At 68.2% G+C, this 15,246-nt stretch carries 15 protein-coding genes; 8 read left to right on the top strand and 7 right to left on the bottom strand.

Annotated features, from left to right (window positions below; genetic code table 11):
- The first annotated feature begins 152 nt into the window (after positions 1–152).
- A complete protein-coding gene (locus C0J29_RS04680; protein WP_120794552.1) occupies positions 153–1,688 on the top strand; it encodes an FAD-dependent oxidoreductase in 1,536 nt (511 codons plus the stop codon).
- Here C0J29_RS04680 and C0J29_RS04685 read toward each other — a convergent pair.
- Genes C0J29_RS04685 through C0J29_RS04700 form a run of 4 tightly spaced genes read right to left on the bottom strand, consistent with a single transcriptional unit; the run spans position 1,681 to position 5,651 of the window.
- Positions 1,681–2,499: a glycosyltransferase family 2 protein gene (locus tag C0J29_RS04685; RefSeq protein WP_120791659.1), complete on the bottom strand. Its 819-nt coding sequence runs from the start codon at positions 2,497–2,499 to the stop codon at positions 1,681–1,683. The two genes, C0J29_RS04680 and C0J29_RS04685, sit on opposite strands and share 8 nt — an antisense overlap.
- Complete coding sequence (locus C0J29_RS04690) at positions 2,496–3,506, bottom strand: glycosyltransferase (protein ID WP_120791660.1); 1,011 nt, start codon at positions 3,504–3,506, stop codon at positions 2,496–2,498. Before C0J29_RS04690 ends, C0J29_RS04685 begins: the two co-directional genes overlap by 4 nt.
- Complete coding sequence (locus C0J29_RS04695) at positions 3,394–4,593, bottom strand: glycosyltransferase (RefSeq protein ID WP_120791661.1); 1,200 nt, start codon at positions 4,591–4,593, stop codon at positions 3,394–3,396. The genes C0J29_RS04690 and C0J29_RS04695 overlap by 113 nt, the downstream gene beginning before the upstream one ends.
- Positions 4,590–5,651 carry a glycosyltransferase family protein gene (locus C0J29_RS04700; protein WP_120791662.1) on the bottom strand — a complete coding sequence of 354 codons (1,062 nt, stop codon included), beginning with the start codon at positions 5,649–5,651 and terminating at the stop codon, positions 4,590–4,592. The genes C0J29_RS04695 and C0J29_RS04700 overlap by 4 nt, the downstream gene beginning before the upstream one ends.
- A 220-nt stretch (positions 5,652–5,871) precedes the next feature.
- Here C0J29_RS04700 and C0J29_RS04705 point away from each other — a divergent pair, with 220 nt between their 5' ends.
- Complete coding sequence (locus tag C0J29_RS04705) at positions 5,872–6,711, top strand: glucose 1-dehydrogenase (protein ID WP_120791663.1); 840 nt, start codon at positions 5,872–5,874, stop codon at positions 6,709–6,711.
- A gap of 1 nt (position 6,712) precedes the next feature.
- Here C0J29_RS04705 and C0J29_RS04710 read toward each other — a convergent pair whose 3' ends face one another.
- The 3 genes from C0J29_RS04710 to C0J29_RS04720 are packed head-to-tail and all read right to left on the bottom strand — an operon-like array spanning position 6,713 to position 9,211.
- Positions 6,713–7,639 carry a ketopantoate reductase family protein gene (locus C0J29_RS04710; RefSeq protein ID WP_120791664.1) on the bottom strand — a complete coding sequence of 309 codons (927 nt, stop codon included), beginning with the start codon at positions 7,637–7,639 and terminating at the stop codon, positions 6,713–6,715.
- Between the two features lie 10 nt (positions 7,640–7,649).
- Positions 7,650–8,819, bottom strand: a complete 1,170-nt coding sequence (locus C0J29_RS04715; protein WP_120791665.1) for an enolase C-terminal domain-like protein — start codon at positions 8,817–8,819, stop codon at positions 7,650–7,652.
- A complete protein-coding gene (locus tag C0J29_RS04720) occupies positions 8,816–9,211 on the bottom strand; it encodes a nitroreductase family deazaflavin-dependent oxidoreductase (protein WP_120791666.1) in 396 nt (131 codons plus the stop codon). The genes C0J29_RS04715 and C0J29_RS04720 overlap by 4 nt, the downstream gene beginning before the upstream one ends.
- A 58-nt stretch (positions 9,212–9,269) precedes the next feature.
- Here C0J29_RS04720 and hemL point away from each other — a divergent pair, with 58 nt between their 5' ends.
- The 6 genes from hemL (at position 9,270) to ccsB (ending at position 15,231) form a co-directional block, all read left to right on the top strand.
- Positions 9,270–10,586: a glutamate-1-semialdehyde 2,1-aminomutase gene (gene hemL / locus C0J29_RS04725; protein WP_120791667.1), complete on the top strand. Its 1,317-nt coding sequence runs from the start codon at positions 9,270–9,272 to the stop codon at positions 10,584–10,586.
- Positions 10,586–11,194: a histidine phosphatase family protein gene (locus C0J29_RS04730; protein WP_065044586.1), complete on the top strand. Its 609-nt coding sequence runs from the start codon at positions 10,586–10,588 to the stop codon at positions 11,192–11,194. Before hemL ends, C0J29_RS04730 begins: the two co-directional genes overlap by 1 nt.
- Positions 11,191–11,805 carry a TlpA disulfide reductase family protein gene (locus C0J29_RS04735; protein WP_120791668.1) on the top strand — a complete coding sequence of 205 codons (615 nt, stop codon included), beginning with the start codon at positions 11,191–11,193 and terminating at the stop codon, positions 11,803–11,805. Before C0J29_RS04730 ends, C0J29_RS04735 begins: the two co-directional genes overlap by 4 nt.
- Positions 11,802–12,593, top strand: coding sequence for a cytochrome c biogenesis CcdA family protein (locus C0J29_RS04740; RefSeq protein ID WP_065044588.1), 792 nt, complete (start codon positions 11,802–11,804; stop codon positions 12,591–12,593). The genes C0J29_RS04735 and C0J29_RS04740 overlap by 4 nt, the downstream gene beginning before the upstream one ends.
- 116 nt (positions 12,594–12,709) lie before the next feature.
- Complete coding sequence (locus C0J29_RS04745) at positions 12,710–14,260, top strand: cytochrome c biogenesis protein ResB (protein WP_162951601.1); 1,551 nt, start codon at positions 12,710–12,712, stop codon at positions 14,258–14,260.
- Entirely contained in the window at positions 14,257–15,231 is a 975-nt protein-coding gene (ccsB, locus tag C0J29_RS04750) for a c-type cytochrome biogenesis protein CcsB (protein ID WP_065162635.1), read from the top strand. Before C0J29_RS04745 ends, ccsB begins: the two co-directional genes overlap by 4 nt.
- Positions 15,232–15,246: the final 15 nt, after the last annotated feature.

A 15,246-nucleotide genomic window follows, 5' to 3' on the forward strand; every position in this document is an offset into this window, starting at 1 on the left:
ACCCGGGCATTCGGCGGCAAAACCTTTTGCGACTCGAATTCGACCGACTGCGAAAAGCAATGCCGCACTGTGAAATAACCGACCACCGGTCATGCTCTCTAGGAGGCTTCGGTGGCCGTTTCGTTCCAGGGTGTCTGGGTATGTCGTATGCCATGGTGTCACTGTGGTTGGACGACCGCGGCACAACGCCGTGGGCCGGCAGAACCTCCGGGAGCGTCGACGGGTCTGCCGATGTGGTGGTGGTCGGGGCGGGAATCACCGGCTTGATCACCGCGGTGCTGCTCGCGCGCGCGGGCAAGGACGTACTAGTTCTGGAGGCCCGAACGGTGGGCGCCGGAGCCAGCGGGAACACGACCGCGAAACTGAGCCTGTTGCAGAGCACCCACCTGAGCAAAATCCTTGCGCGACACGGCAGAAGCACGGCCCGGGCGTACGTCGAGGGCAACCGCGAGGGGATGGAGTGGGTGCTGCACCACTGCGACACGCACGGCATCGACGTACAGCGCGAAGACGCCTACACCTACGCGCAATCGGCCAGGGGGGTGCCGTCGGCGCGGGCGGAATGGTTGGCGTGCAGCGCCGTCGGACTGCCCGTGACGTGGGATAACCGCGCCGACGTGCCGTTCTCGTTCCATGGCGGGGTGCGGCTGCCCGATCAGGCGCAGTTCGATCCGGTCCCCTTCCTGGACAGCCTGGTGGTCGAATTACTCGATCGCGGCGGCCGGCTCGTCGAGGGCGCGCGGGTCCGCAAGGTGGCCGGCGACGGAGACGGCCTGCGGTTGCACGTCAACACCGGTGGGGGAGAACAGGCGGCGGACGGCACCGAGGCCGACTCCGAGGTCTCCGCACGGCAACTGGTGCTGGCGACGGGCATCCCGATTCTGGACCGCGGCGGCTATTTCGCCAGGCTGAAACCGAGTCGCTCCTACTGCATGGCTTACCGGGTGCCGGGTCCGATCACCCGGGCGATGATGATCTCCACCGACTCGCCGACCCGATCCGTGCGCTATGTCCCCACCGACGACGGGGAACTTCTGATCGTCGGCGGCGCGGGACATCCGGTGGGTCGCAAGAAAAGTCCCTCGAAAGCGCTCGCCGAGCTTGACGAGTGGACACGCGAGCACTTTCCCGGTGCGGAGCGGACACACTACTGGTCGGCGCAGGACTACACACCGATCGATCAGTTGCCGTATGTGGGACCGATCCTGCCGAACAACGAAAAGATCTTCGTGGCAACGGGTTTCAACAAGTGGGGAATGACCAACGGCCCGGCCGCGGCGCTGGCGCTGTCCAGTCGCATCCTGGGCGGCCGGATGGATTGGGCCGGGGCTTTCGCCAGCTGGAGTCCGCACGAATTGTCCGGCGTGACAACCGCTCTGACTGCCAACATGGAGGTCGGCTTCAACCTGGCACGCGGTTGGGTCACGCCCGCAACGCGAATTGGGCGGCGTGACCCGAAGCCCGACGAGGGCGGAGTGGTAAGTGGGCCGCCGTGGGACCTGCAGGCGCGGTGCGTGGTCGACGGAGTCGAGCACGTGGTGTCGCCGGTGTGCACCCACCTGGGCGGCATCGTCAACTGGAACGACGCGGACAAGGCATGGGAGTGCCCGCTGCATGCGTCGCGGTTCGCGCCGGACGGGACGCTGCTGGAGGGGCCGGCCACCACGGACCTGACCCGGTCTAAGTGATCTCCGTCCGGACGGGACGCCCGCCGGCCTCGCGGTAGATGAGTCCCGCGGTCTCGAAAGACGTCAGCCAACCCTCCATCGGCCACCAACCCCAGCGCCGGTGAAAGATCCCGGCGTTGCGCACGATGTCCTCCAGATGTCCGACCGGCGGGTCGGCCACCGGGTGGTACTGGTGAAACGCGTCGGCGCCACCGACCCAGCGCATCGGAACCTCAACTGCCGCAGCGCATTGCGCGAAGTCGGTGTCCTCGCCGCCGTAACCGCGGTATTCCTCGCAGAATCCGCCGATCCGGCGCCACGTTTCGGCGCGGACGGCGAAAGACAACGACCAGAACAGGGCATAGTCCGCGGTACCGATGACCGTCCCGGGCGCCGGCGCGGGCCGGGCGGGATGCGGATTGATCGGCAATTCGGACAGAACGTAGCCGTCCGGACCGGGCGGCGGGAGGTAGGTGACCGGACCGCACAACAGCGCATCGCGGTGTGCAGCCTGACCCGCCACAGTGTGGTAGCGCTCGATCAGGTCGGTGCCCGGGATGCAGTCGACGTCTAGAAAGACCAACAGCTCGGCCGACTTTCGCAGGGCGGCAGCCGCCCCCAGGTTTCGTCCCTGCGCGACCGGTAGCGGCTGTGACGCCGGATGGTGCAGCACCGTCGATTGGTGACCAGCTACCGCGTCGGCCACGGCCGGGTCACCGAGCGCGACCACGATGTGCACGTCGGGCATCTGGGTGCCTTCGGTCAGGCCCCGGAGTTGGCGGACCAAGTGGGTGTGTCGCCCGTGCACGGTGGTGATCACTGCTGTCTTCACGATGCGCCTCCCCGGCACAGCCGCGCGGTCGCTTCGATCGCTTCGGCGGCGCGCCGGGCAGCCCCGTCCACGGCCCATCGTTGCCAACGCTGTGGATCGAAAGCGTCGGCGTGGGCCAACAAAGCCGGCCAGGCGCGCTGATCCGGCCAGTCCTGCGCGACGATGGCCAGCCGATGCTGCCGGAGCATCAACCCGGTCGCTGTCTGCTCACCGAACGGGCGAGGCTGCGGGATCACGATCGCGGGCCGTTGCGCCGCAGCCACATCGGCGATGCAGCCTTGTCCCGCGTGCGTGACGACGACGTCCGCACCGCAGATCTGAGCCCAGGGATCTGCCTGCCACGAACCGGCACCCCCCAGTGTCATCCAGTTGGGCCCGGAATCGTCTGTGGCACAGAGGCTGATCTCAGGCGTGATCTCGGCGCCGAACGCACCGTCGGAGCCGCTCAGCACGAGTACCTGGTTGGCGCCGCCGGTGTGACGGTCGGTACGGTGCCTGCCCTCGAAGCGGCTGATGCCCCCGACGTAGCTGGTCTTGTGATCGTATCGCCGGAGCCACGTGGGTACGCACAACGCCTTCGGCCATGCCGCCACAATATGGTCGGCGGTGCGGTGCACCAGGAGATGTGGCGCGTCGATCCGCCTTCCGGGCAACGCGACAACTATCACCGGTATGCCGAGCAGCCGAACGAACAGAGCGACTTCCACTGAGACATCGACGACGAAAGCTTCCGGTTCGGCATCGCGGACCCAGTCCGCGATCCGGCTCATCCGGGCGCTCAGGCCCGGGTCGTGGTGCGGCGCCCAATGCAGCGCGCCGTGCGCGGTCGGCTCGGCAGCGCGTGGTCCCTGATCGTCACGCGGCAGTGTGACCACTGCCGAAAATGGATGGGGGTCAGGGATGTCCAGTGAAGTCAACGCCGTTACGGGCCGGTGCATCCGTGCGCAGACGGTGGCGGCGCGGGCCAGGTGCCCGAAGCCGTGGTGGTGAATGTAGTAACCGATCATCTGTCCTGTCCGTCACATCGTCGGCCATTTGCCGGTACAAGCCGGAATAGGCGGTGAGCATCGCCGCCGCCGAGCAGCGCCGTATCGCGTTTTCGCGCACCGCGTCTCGCGGCAGCCGGGTCGCGGCGGGGATAGCGTCGGCCATGCCGGCGACATCGCCGGCAGGCACCAGCCGTCCTGCGGCGTCGTCGACGAGCTCAGGGATGCCGCCTCGGGCGAAGGCGACCACAGGTGTGCCGCACGACATCGCCTCGGCGACAACCAGACCGTAAGGCTCGTCCCATGTCGGGGTGACCAGCGCAACACCGGACGCCCCCACCAGTCGGGCCAGCTGGGTCTGATCGAGATGTCCCGCATAGCGGATGGCGTCGTCCAACTCCGGTGACACGTGCTCGGCGAAGTAACGCTCATCGGAGATGGGCCCGGCGAGAATCAGTGCTCTGCCGGCTCGCCGGGCCGCCGCGATCGCCAGGTGTGGCGCCTTTTCCGGAGTCATCCGGCCGAACCACACCAGGGCATTTCCGCCCGGACCCGGCGGCCACGCCGTGGTGTCCACCCCGTTGCGCACCACCGTGATTCCGCCCGCCACCTGCCGCCACGCGGCAGCGGTGTGCTCCGAGACGGCGCTGAATCGGGTGCCTGCGCCGCCGGAGGCATCGACGGCCGACTCCAGCCACGGCGTCGGCGGCGTGTGCACCGTCGTGAGCATCGGCGTCGACAGCATCGGAGCCATCGCCACTGGAAGGTAATGCAGGCTGTGATTGTGGATGACGTCGAACTGATCAGCTCCCGGCCCGCCAAGCCAGAGCATCAGCGACAGATACGCGTGGTGGTCAGCCATGAAATCCGCTGCGGGCATGGACACGTCGCGCCGGGCCGATTCCGACAGGTTGAGGTACCGGACCACCAGCGGCTGACATCGCGGTCCGGGTGTGGAGCCCGCGGCGGCGAAGAGCGAGACTCGATGTCCCTGGGAGGCTAGTGCGCGGGCGAGGTGCCACACGTGCGCTTCCAAGCCGCCCGCGAAGGGTTCGCGGATGGGATACCGGTTCGAGGCGATGAGTGCCACCCGCAGTTCACCGGTCATGCCAGCGCCTTGTGGTAGATCTGCCGATGCGCCGCGGCTATCGCCCGTCGCTCATCGAGTCGGTGTTCCCATCGCGCCCGCGGAGCGGGATCCCCTGCCGCCCAACGCTCGTAGGCCCGACGCAGCGCGGTGGCCAGCGACTCCTCGTCGAATCCGTCTTCGTCGAAGCCGAAGCTCTCGCAGGGACGTTGCTGCCCGTAGTAGCCGCAGCCCGGCGCCACCACCGCGGTGCCCAGGTCGAAACAGGCTTCGAGCCAACCGGAGTGGGTGCCGAAGCGATAGGGCAGCACCGACACGGTGAGCGACGCCAGGTAGTCCCAGAGTTGGTCATCTGAGAAGTACGGATGGGCCCTGACGTCGACGTGCTGGTAGCGCTCGTATTCCAGCAACGCCACGGCAGTCTCGGGTGCGAACCAGTGGTTTGCGGGATCGAAGATCTCGTCGTGGAAGTCAATCTGCAGCACCGCGCCGGGCAGCGAGGCCGAGATCTCGGTGAGCGCCTCTACTACGGGCAACGGATCCATGTTGGCGCGCAGGCTCTTCGCGTGCACACCGACCACGAAGTGTTCGTCCTCGCGCGGGCGTTCGATGAGGTCCCTGCCGAGGACATGGGGATGTGGCAACACGTGAGTGTGTCGTTGCCAGCGCCGCCAGATCGCCTGCGCGGCACCGGGGGTCAAGGTGATCAGCTCAACGGCCGCGGCGACCAGGACCTCCTGTTGGCCTGCGTGGTCCTCCGGCTCGGGGTGATGTGGATTGCGCAGGTCGTGCACGGTGTAGACGAGCGGCTTGTCATGCATCTTCAGTTCCTGGACCACGTCGCTCAACGCCTCGGGCCCGATCGCGTCGAAACCGAAATGAAGGTGGAAAACCTCGAATTCGGTGTGGTGGGCGGAGACCCAACCCGGCTCCAGCATCAGCGGCGGCCACCAGCCCCCCGGCACGATGCGGCCGTCGGCCGGGATCGGATCATCCAGGCGCACAACGCAATCGCCGTCCGGATCGGCCAGATGGCGGACGTAGACGTGGGATGCCGGTACCGAGGCGACACGCAGCAATGACGTTCCTCCATGGTTGTCGAGCTATGCACCGGTTCGACGGACCATGCTTCGAGGAAGGCGTCGACGAGGCGCGGAAACCCGTTCCTGTTGGTTGAAGAACGCGCGGACTGCGGATACCCGCGAGCCTCCGGGTCAAACGGACGACGTCGGTGGGTTTATCGCTGCCGGGACCGGCTACCCAGCCACGCCTGTAGTGCGTTCGAGAGAGGAACCTTTCGTGGGATTTGCCGAACAACAACAACCGGTGCCGGGCGTTCAAGGGCAGATGGATCCCGTACCCGACTGCGGCGAGAACAGCTACTCCGGTTCCGGGAAGCTGACCGGCAAGAGAGCGATCATCACCGGAGGAGACAGCGGGATCGGTCGCGCCGTCGCGATCGCGTTCGCCCGCGAGGGCGCGGACGTGTTGCTGGCGTATCTGAGCGAGGACGAAGACGCGCGGGACACCGCCCGCTACGTCGAGGACGCGGGACGTAAATGCGTGCTGGTGTCCGGCGATCTGTCCGACCCGCAGCATTGTCGCGCTGTCGTGGACCGGGCCGTCTCGGAGTTCGGTCGCATCGACGTGCTGGTGAACAACGCCGCCTATCAGATGACACACGAGACCCTCGAAGAGATCTCCGACGAGGAGTGGGACCACACCTTCCGGCTCAACGTGGGGGCTTACTTCTACCTGGCCAAAGCCGCTCTGCCGCATATGGGTTCCGGCTCCTCGATCATCGGGAGTTCGTCAGTCAACTCCGACTCGCCGAATCCGACTCTGGCACCCTATGCGGCAACTAAGGCGGCCATCGCCAACCTGTCCGCCAGCCTCGCCCAGATGTTGGGGCCCAAAGGTATCCGGGTCAACAGTGTGGCGCCCGGCCCGATCTGGACGCCGCTGATTCCCGCGACCATGCCCGCCGAGAAGGTGAAGTCGTTCGGCGACAACGTACCGCTGGGCCGAGCCGGGCAGCCGGCCGAACTGGCTCCGGTGTACGTGCTGCTGGCCTCCGACGACGCCAGTTACATCTCCGGCGCGCGGGTCGCAGTCACCGGGGGGCGGCCGATTCTGTAGGTCAAGACGTTGTTTCCCAACGGTTTTCGATAGCCTTGACCAACGCGGTGAGCGTGGCGTTCACCGGGGCGTCCACGCCCACGCGAGCGCCCTGGCGCGGTACGGCGCCGTTGATGACGTCGATCTCGCTGACGCGTCGGGCTTCGTGATCCAGTAGCGCCGATGGTTTGGCGTCCGGCATTCCGGCGCCGAAGGCGCGCACGTGTTCGACCGGATCGGGGACATCGATGTTGATGTCGGAGGCGAAGGCCACCCGCCACGCTTCCTTGGCCGCGGCCCGGCTGACCGGGCCCATGTCCGGGTCGTCCATCACCTGGCCGACCGTCATCCCGGTCAGCGCGCACGGCGCGCTGTAGGCGACGTTGCAGATCAGTTTCTCCCACTGCATGGCGGCGATGTCGGGCACCGCCGCGGCGTCGAAGCCGGCATCGGCCCACACTTGCGCGATCGACTCGACCGTCGACCGGTCCAGCTCCGAATAGGCGCCGAAACGCATGGCGCGCATGGCGTTGTGGTGGACATGTCCGGGCGCCAGGCGGGCAGCGCCGAACCCGCTCGCGATGCCGACGGCGAGCCGCTCGTCGCCGACGATGCCGGCAACAGTCTCCGCGGAGCCCAGGCCGTTCTGGATAGTCAGCACCGAGGTGCCCTCGCCCAGCATCGGAAGTGCTTGCTGCGCAGCGGCGCTCACGTCAGCGGCCTTGACGGCCAGCACGATCAGATCCATGGTCTCGGCCGGTGCGACGGTGTCGGCCCGAAGCTGCACCGTCTGGTCGTAGCCCGGCCCGCTGACCCGCAGCCCGTGCCGCGCAATCTGGTCGATGCCGGGCTGGTACCGGTCGACCACCAGCACCTCGTTGCCCGCACCGGCCAGCCGCGCGGCATAAATGGAACCCATCGCGCCACAACCGATTACGGCAATCTTCATCGCTACACTCCTAAGCCGTCAGGTCGACGATCGCCTCGGCCAGGCCGCTCTTGCGCTCCAGCCCGAAGCCCGGTGCGTCCGTCGGCGCGATCCTGCCATCGGACAGTGCGCAGCCGTCGGAATACCCCCCGAACGGCTGAAAGACGCCGGGGTAGGACTCGCAGCCACCCAAGCCCAGTCCGGCCGCGATGTGCAGGTTGATCAGATGCCCGCCGTGCGGGAAGGCGAAGCGGCGGTCGAAGCCATGTGATTCGAGCACCTCGAGCATGCGAGCGTATTCAACCAGTCCGTAGCTCAGTCCGGCGTCCATCTGGAAGATGTCGCGGTCTGGCCGCATGCCGCCGTACCGGACCAGGTTGACGACGTCGGGCACCGAGAACAGGTTCTCCCCGGTGGCGATCGCGCCGTCGTAGCAGTCCGCCACCGCGTGGTTCAATTCGAAATCCAGCGGGTCGCCCGGTTCCTCGTACCAGCGCAGCCGATGCCCGGCCAGCGCCCGGGCCCACTCGACAGCCGCCGATCGGTCGAACCTGCCGTTGGCGTCCACCGCGACGCGGCCGCCCTCGCCGACCACGTCGATGACGGCCTCCACCCGGGCCAGATCCTCCGGCATCGGCGCCCCGCCGATCTTCATCTTGACCGCGCCGTAGCCCAGGTCGAGGTAGGACTTCATCTCATCGCGCAATGTGTCCAGGCCGGCGCCCGGGTAGTAGTACCCGCCGGCGGCGTACACCGGAACCGAACCCAGGGGCTCACGCCCGAACCGGCGTGCGATCGTCTCGTAGGCGGGTTCGTCGTCGAGTTTGGCGTTCAGATCCCAGCACGCCAGTTCCAGCGCGGCGGCCGCGGCGGCCCGGTCGCCGTGTCCGCCCGGTTTCTCGTCGCGCAACGCGCAGGCCAGCAAGGCCGCCGGATCGAGCCGTCCCGAGTCGTCCAGCAGCGTGTCCGGATCCGCGGCAAGCACCCGGGGAATCATTCGGTCCCGCAGAATCCCGCTCTGGGCGAACCTGCCGATCGAATCGAAGGCGACACCGGTCACGCGCCTGCCGTTTCGGACGCCGACCAGCGCCACCAGCGAGACGGTGTGGCCGGCGAAATTGACCCGGGAATTTGCCGGCGTTTTGCCGGCAGCGCCCTGCAACGCGACCGCCCGCTCCCGGATCTCGGTGAGTTGCGTCACTCGCTTTTCCGCAGCAGCACTGCTTGTTCGAACGGCAGGTTGGCGAACAGCGGACGCAACCCCCGGGTGACGTAGGGCACCGCTTCCTTCTTGGTCATCACCCGCGGGTCGGTGACGCCGAAGGTCCTGCCGTAACGCTGCAGACGGCCACCACCGGCCGCTTTGAGGTTCTTCAGCCAGTCCCGGTCGGGCCCGTAGGTCAGCATGATCACCACCCCCGGCCGTCCGTCGTCAACAGCGGTGAACACGACCAGCGGAGTGCGGTACGGCTTGCCGGAGCGGCGCCCGACGTGCGCGAGGATGCCGTGCAACGGGATCCAGCCTGCCCACACACGCTGGATGGGATTGGTGACATAGCGGTTGAACCGCGCCAGCCATTGGGGGAGTTGCATGACGTAACTCTTACACCCTGTAGTTGAACCTGTCGGCACGGCTGGGACACTGGTCGGCATGGGGATCGACCAGGCAACCGCGCAGGTGCGCGCCTCGGCGCAGCTGTTCTCCGATGCCTGCGAGGTGATACCCGGTGGGGTGAACTCGCCGGTGCGGGCGTTCACCGCGGTGGGCGGCACTCCGCGGTTCATCACCGAGGCCCATGGCTGCCGGCTCACCGACGCCGACGGCAACACCTACGTCGACCTGGTCTGCTCCTGGGGCCCGATGATCCTGGGTCATGCACACCCGGCCGTCGTCGACGCCGTCAGCAGGGCGGCGGCCCACGGACTGTCGTTCGGAGCCCCGACGCCCGCCGAGACCGAACTGGCCACCGAAATCATCGGGCGGGTCGCACCCGTCGAGCGGATCCGGCTGGTGAACTCCGGCACCGAAGCCACCATGAGCGCGATCCGGCTGGCGCGCGGGTTCACCGGCCGGTCCAAGATCGTCAAGTTCTCCGGGTGCTATCACGGGCACGCGGACGCGCTGCTCGCGGACGCGGGCTCGGGGGTGGCCACCCTGGGGCTGCCGTCCTCGCCCGGCGTCACCGGCGCGGCTGCGGCCGACACGATTGTGCTGCCCTACAACGACATCGACGCTGTCCGGGAGACGTTCGCCCGGTTCGGTGAACAGATCGCGGCGGTGATCACCGAGGCCAGCCCCGGCAACATGGGTGTCGTCCCGCCGGCGCCGGGTTACAACGCGGGACTGCGGTCGATCACCGCCGAACACGGTGCGCTGCTGATCTCCGACGAGGTGATGACCGGGTTCCGGGTGAGCCGAAGTGGTTGGTACGGAATCGATCCCGTCGACGCGGACCTGTTCACCTTCGGCAAGGTGATGAGCGGCGGCCTGCCCGCCGCGGCGTTCGGCGGCCGGGTCGAGGTGATGGAGCGACTGGCCCCGCTCGGACCGGTTTATCAGGCCGGCACGCTGTCGGGTAACCCGGTGGCGATGGCGGCCGGGCTGGCCACCCTGCGGGCCGCGGACGACTCCGTGTACGGCGCGCTGGACGCCAACGCCGACCGGCTGACTGCGCTGTTGACCGACGCTTTGACGAAGGCCGGTGTGGCGCATCAGATTCCGCGCGCCGGCAACATGTTCAGCGTGTTCTTCACCGACACACCGGTGACCGACTTCGCGTCCGCGCGGGCCAGCCAGACCTGGCGTTACGCGCCGTTCTTTCATGCCCTGCTCGACGCCGGCGTCTACCCGCCGTGCAGCGCGTTCGAGGCGTGGTTCGTCTCGGCCGCTCTCGACGACAGCGCCTTCGAACGGATCGCTGACGCGCTACCCGCCGCGGCCGCCGCGGCACAGGAGGAACGACCCTGATGGCCGAACAAACCCGGGTGCACGTGATTCGGCACGGCGAGGTGCACAACCCCGGCGGCGTCCTCTACGGCCGGCTGCCCGGTTTCCGCCTGTCGGAGAACGGCGCCGCGCAGGCCGCCGCCGTCGCTGACTTTCTCGCGGACCGCGACATCGTGGCGGTGGTCGCATCGCCGTTGCAGCGGGCACAGGAGACCGCCGCCCCCATCGCCGCCCGGCACAACCTGCCGGTGGACACCGATCCCGACCTGATCGAGTCGGCCAACTTCTTCGAAGGCCGCAAGGTGGGTCCGGGTGACGGCGCCTGGCGCGACCCGCGGGTGTGGTGGCAGCTGCGTAATCCGTTCACCCCGTCCTGGGGCGAGCCGTACAGCGAGATCGCCGCCCGGATGGCGGCGGCGGCAGACAAGGCCCGGGCGCGTGCCGCCGGCCACGAGGTGGTGTGCGTCAGTCACCAGCTGCCGGTGTGGACGCTGCGCATGCACGTGACGGGCCGCCGGCTCTGGCACGACCCGCGGCGGCGAGAGTGTGGGTTGGCGTCGGTGACCTCGCTGGTCTACGAGGACGATCGGTTGGTCACGGTCGAATATGCAGAACCGGCGGCCGGATGACGGTTCGGCGCTGGGTGCTCGCCGCGGCGGTGGTGACGGGGCTGTTGACGGGCTGCTCCGGGCGCGACGCTGTTGCGCAGGGCGGCACCTTCGAGTTCGTCTCCCCGGGGGGCAAGACCGACATCTTCTACGACCCGCCGGACAGCCGAGGTCGCCCCGGCCCGCTGTCGGGGCCGAGTCTGACCGACCCGGCGCGGACCCTGTCGCTGAACGACTTCGCCAGTCAGGTCGTCGTCATCAATGTGTGGGGCCAGTGGTGCGGCCCGTGCCGGGCCGAGATCGGGCAGTTGCAGCGGGTGTATGACGCGACCCGCGATTCCGGCGTCTCGTTCCTCGGGATCGACGTCCGGGACAACAGCCGCGAAGCGGCCCAGGACTTCGTCAACGACCGGCACGTGACGTTTCCGTCGATCTACGACCCGCCGATGCGCACCCTGATCGCCTTCGGCGGCAAGTATCCGACCACCGTCATTCCGTCGACGCTGGTGCTGGACCGGCAACACCGGGTGGCCGCGGTGTTCCTGCGTGAACTGCTCGCCGAGGACCTGCAACCGGTGGTTCAGCGGGTCGCCGCGGAGTCCCCGGCCAAAGCGAGTTCGGGGTCGCAGTGACCGGTTTCGCCCACATCGCCTCCGCCGGGCCACTGGTGGTGGCGCTCGGGGTGTGTCTGCTGGCCGGGCTGGTGTCGTTCGCGTCGCCGTGTGTGGTGCCGCTGGTGCCCGGTTACCTGTCCTATCTGGCGGCGGTGGTGGGCGTCGAGGAGGGCGAGCCGGCCGGAAACGGCGCCGGGACCCTGAAGGCGCCGCCCGCCGCGCGCTGGCGGATCGCCGGATCGGCGGCGCTGTTCGTCGCCGGGTTCACCGCGGTGTTCGTGCTGGGCACCGTGGTCGTGCTCGGCATGACGACCACGCTGATCACCAACCAGCTGCTGCTGCAGCGAGTCGGCGGTGTGCTGACCATCGTCATGGGACTGGTGTTCGTCGGGCTCGTCCCGGCGCTGCAGCGCCAGGCCCGGTTCAGTCCCCGGCAATGGACCTCGGTCGCCGGGGCCCCGCTGTTGGGTGCGGTGTTCGCGCTGGGCTGGACTCCGTGCCTGGGGCCGACGCTGACCGGGGTGATCACGGTGGCCTCGGCCACCGACGGCGCGAACGTGGCCCGCGGGATCGCGCTGGTGATCGCGTACTGCCTGGGGCTGGGCATTCCGTTCGTGTTGCTGGCGTTCGGCTCGGCCAGTGCGATGGCGGGATTGGGCTGGTTGCGCCGGCATACCCGGGCGATCCAGGTGTTCGGCGGTGTGCTCTTGATCGCGGTCGGCACCGCGCTGGTCACCGGGGTGTGGAACGACTTCGTGTCTTGGCTGCGTGATGCCTTCGTCTCCGATGTCAGGCTGCCGATCTGATGGGGCGAGCAGACGCAAAATCGCACAAAACCGGGGGTTTTGATGCGATTTTGCGTCTGCTCGCGCCCAGAGCGCTCGCGGGGAGGGTGCGCAACACCTGGCGGTCGCTGACGTCCATGGGCACCGCGCTGGTGCTGCTGTTCCTGCTGGCGCTCGGCGCGATTCCCGGCGCACTGTTGCCGCAGCGCAGCCTCAACGCCGGCAAGGTCGACGAATACCTGCACACCCACCCGATGATCGGGCCGTGGCTCAACGAGCTGCAGGCCTTCGACGTCTTCTCCAGCTTCTGGTTCACCGCCATCTACGTGCTGCTGTTCGTGTCGCTGGTCGGCTGCCTGACCCCGCGGATCTTCGAGCACGCCCGCAGCCTGCGGGCCAAGCCGGTGGCCGCGCCGCGCAACCTGTCCAGGCTGCCCAAGCACGCCGAAGCCCGGGCGACCGGCGACGCCGAGGCCCTGGCCACCACCGTCACCGACCGGCTGCGGGGCTGGCGCACCACCACCCGTCGCACCGGCGACACCGTCGAGGTCTCTGCCGAGAAGGGCTACCTGCGGGAGTTCGGCAACCTCGTCTTCCACTTCTCGCTGCTGGGTTTGCTGGTCGCCGTCGCCGCCGGCAAGCTGTTCGGCTACGAGGGCAACGTCATCGTCATCGCCGACGGCGGACCGGGATTCTGCTCGGCGTCGCCGGCGGTGTTCGACTCGTTCCGCGCCGGCAACACCGTCGACGGCACGTCGTTGCACCCGATCTGCTTGCGGGTCAACAACTTCCAGGCCAACTACCTGCCCTCGGGACAGGCCACCTCGTTCGCCGCCGACATCGCCTACCAGGCCGGGGACGACCTGACGTCCAACACCTGGCGGCCCTACCGGCTGGAGGTCAACCACCCGCTGCGCATCGGCGGCAACCGGGTGTACCTACAGGGGCACGGCTATGCCCCCACCTTCACCGTCACGTTCCCCAACGGCCAGACCCGCACCTCGACCGTGCAGTGGCGGCCCGACAATCCGCAGACGCTGCTGTCCTCCGGCGTGGCGCGCATCGACCCGCCGGCCGGGAGCTACCCCACCGCCGAGGAGCGCCGGCAACACGAGATCGCCATCCAGGGCCTGCTGGCGCCCACCGAGCAACTCGACGGCACCCTGCTGTCGTCGCAGTTCCCGGCGCTCAACGACCCGGCCGTGGCCATCGACATCTACCGCGGCGACACCGGCCTGGACACCGGACGGCCCCAGTCGCTGTTCAACCTCGATCCGCGGCTGATCGAACAGGGCCGGCTGACCAAGGAGAAGCGGGTCAATCTGCGCGTCGGCGACCAGGTGCGTATCGACCAGGGTCCCGCGGCCGGCACGACGGTCCGCTTCGACGGCGCGGTGCCGTTCGTCAACCTGCAGGTCTCGCACGACCCCGGGCAGATCTGGGTGCTGGTGTTCGCGATCTCGATGATGGCGGGGCTGTTGGTGTCACTGCTGGTGCGCCGGCGCCGGGTCTGGGTTCGCCTGACGCCCACAACCGGTACTCCAGCTACGGTTGACGTCGAATTGGGCGGTCTGGCGCGCACCGACAACTCCGGATGGGGCGACGAGTTCGAACGGCTGACCGAGCGGTTGGTGGCCGGGTTCGGCAAAGTCCCCGAGCAAGCCGAAACGAAAGTGGACGTCACATGAACACCCAGCACATCAACATCGGCCTGGCCCGGTACTCCGACTGGGCGTTCACGTCGGCGGTGGTGGCGCTGGTGGTGGCACTGCTGCTGCTGGCCTACGAGCTCGCCTACGTCCGCGCGCGCAAGCTCGAACCGGTGGCCGTGGCCGCCGGGACGGTGACCACCGACAGCGTCGCGCCCGGGATCGTGGCCGAGACGCAGCAGCGGCCGCTCGACGAACGTGTCGGCCGGGCCGGCCTGGCCGTGCTCTACCTCGGCATCGGTCTGCTGTTCGCCTGCATCGTGTTGCGGGGACTGGCCACCATGCGGGTGCCCTGGGGCAACATGTACGAGTTCATCAACCTGACCTGCATGTCCGGGTTGATCGCCGGCGCGGTCGTGCTGCGCCGCCCGCAGTACCGGCCGCTGTGGGTATTCCTATTGCTGCCGATCCTCATCCTGCTGACCGTCTCCGGCCGCTGGCTCTACGCCAACGCCGCGCCGGTGATGCCGGCCCTGCAGTCCTACTGGCTGCCCATCCACGTGTCGGTGGTCAGTCTCGGCTCGGGGGTCTTCATGGTCGCCGGTATCGCCAGCATCCTGTTCCTGCTGCGCACGTCGCGGTTCGGCGAGCCGGACGCCCGAGGCCGGCTACCGCGGCTGGTGCAGCGGTTCCCGGATGCCCAGACGCTGGACCGGATCGCGTACCGCACCACGATCTTCGCCTTCCCGGTGTTCGGATTCGGGGTCATCTTCGGGGCGATCTGGGCGGAGGAGGCGTGGGGCCGCTACTGGGGATGGGACCCCAAGGAAACCGTGTCCTTCATCGCATGGGTGGTGTACGCCGCCTACCTCCATGCCAGGTCAACCGCGGGTTGGCGGGATCGCAAGGCCGCCTGGATCAACGTCGTGGGATTCGTCGCCATGGTCTTCAACCTGTTCTTCGTTAACCTGGTGACGGTCGGCCTGCACTCCTACGCGGGCGTTGGCTGACCCACGCGAGACAGG

This window comes from Mycobacterium paragordonae (assembly GCF_003614435.1).
In the GTDB taxonomy this organism is placed as follows: Bacteria; Actinomycetota; Actinomycetes; order Mycobacteriales; family Mycobacteriaceae; genus Mycobacterium; species Mycobacterium paragordonae.

What these genes read in the sequence shown, in the direction of transcription:
- C0J29_RS04680 (WP_120794552.1), top strand. Translation starts at nt 153, where the DNA reads ATGGTGTCACTGTGGTTGGACGACCGCGGCACAACGCCGTGGGCCGGC.
- C0J29_RS04690 (WP_120791660.1), bottom strand. Translation starts at nt 3,506, where the DNA reads ATGATCGGTTACTACATTCACCACCACGGCTTCGGGCACCTGGCCCGC.
- C0J29_RS04695 (WP_120791661.1), bottom strand. Translation starts at nt 4,593, where the DNA reads ATGACCGGTGAACTGCGGGTGGCACTCATCGCCTCGAACCGGTATCCC.
- C0J29_RS04710 (WP_120791664.1), bottom strand. Translation starts at nt 7,639, where the DNA reads ATGAAGATTGCCGTAATCGGTTGTGGCGCGATGGGTTCCATTTATGCC.
- C0J29_RS04720 (WP_120791666.1), bottom strand. Translation starts at nt 9,211, where the DNA reads ATGCAACTCCCCCAATGGCTGGCGCGGTTCAACCGCTATGTCACCAAT.
- hemL (WP_120791667.1), top strand. Translation starts at nt 9,270, where the DNA reads ATGGGGATCGACCAGGCAACCGCGCAGGTGCGCGCCTCGGCGCAGCTG.
- C0J29_RS04730 (WP_065044586.1), top strand. Translation starts at nt 10,586, where the DNA reads ATGGCCGAACAAACCCGGGTGCACGTGATTCGGCACGGCGAGGTGCAC.
- C0J29_RS04735 (WP_120791668.1), top strand. Translation starts at nt 11,191, where the DNA reads ATGACGGTTCGGCGCTGGGTGCTCGCCGCGGCGGTGGTGACGGGGCTG.
- C0J29_RS04745 (WP_162951601.1), top strand. Translation starts at nt 12,710, where the DNA reads ATGGGCACCGCGCTGGTGCTGCTGTTCCTGCTGGCGCTCGGCGCGATT.
- ccsB (WP_065162635.1), top strand. Translation starts at nt 14,257, where the DNA reads ATGAACACCCAGCACATCAACATCGGCCTGGCCCGGTACTCCGACTGG.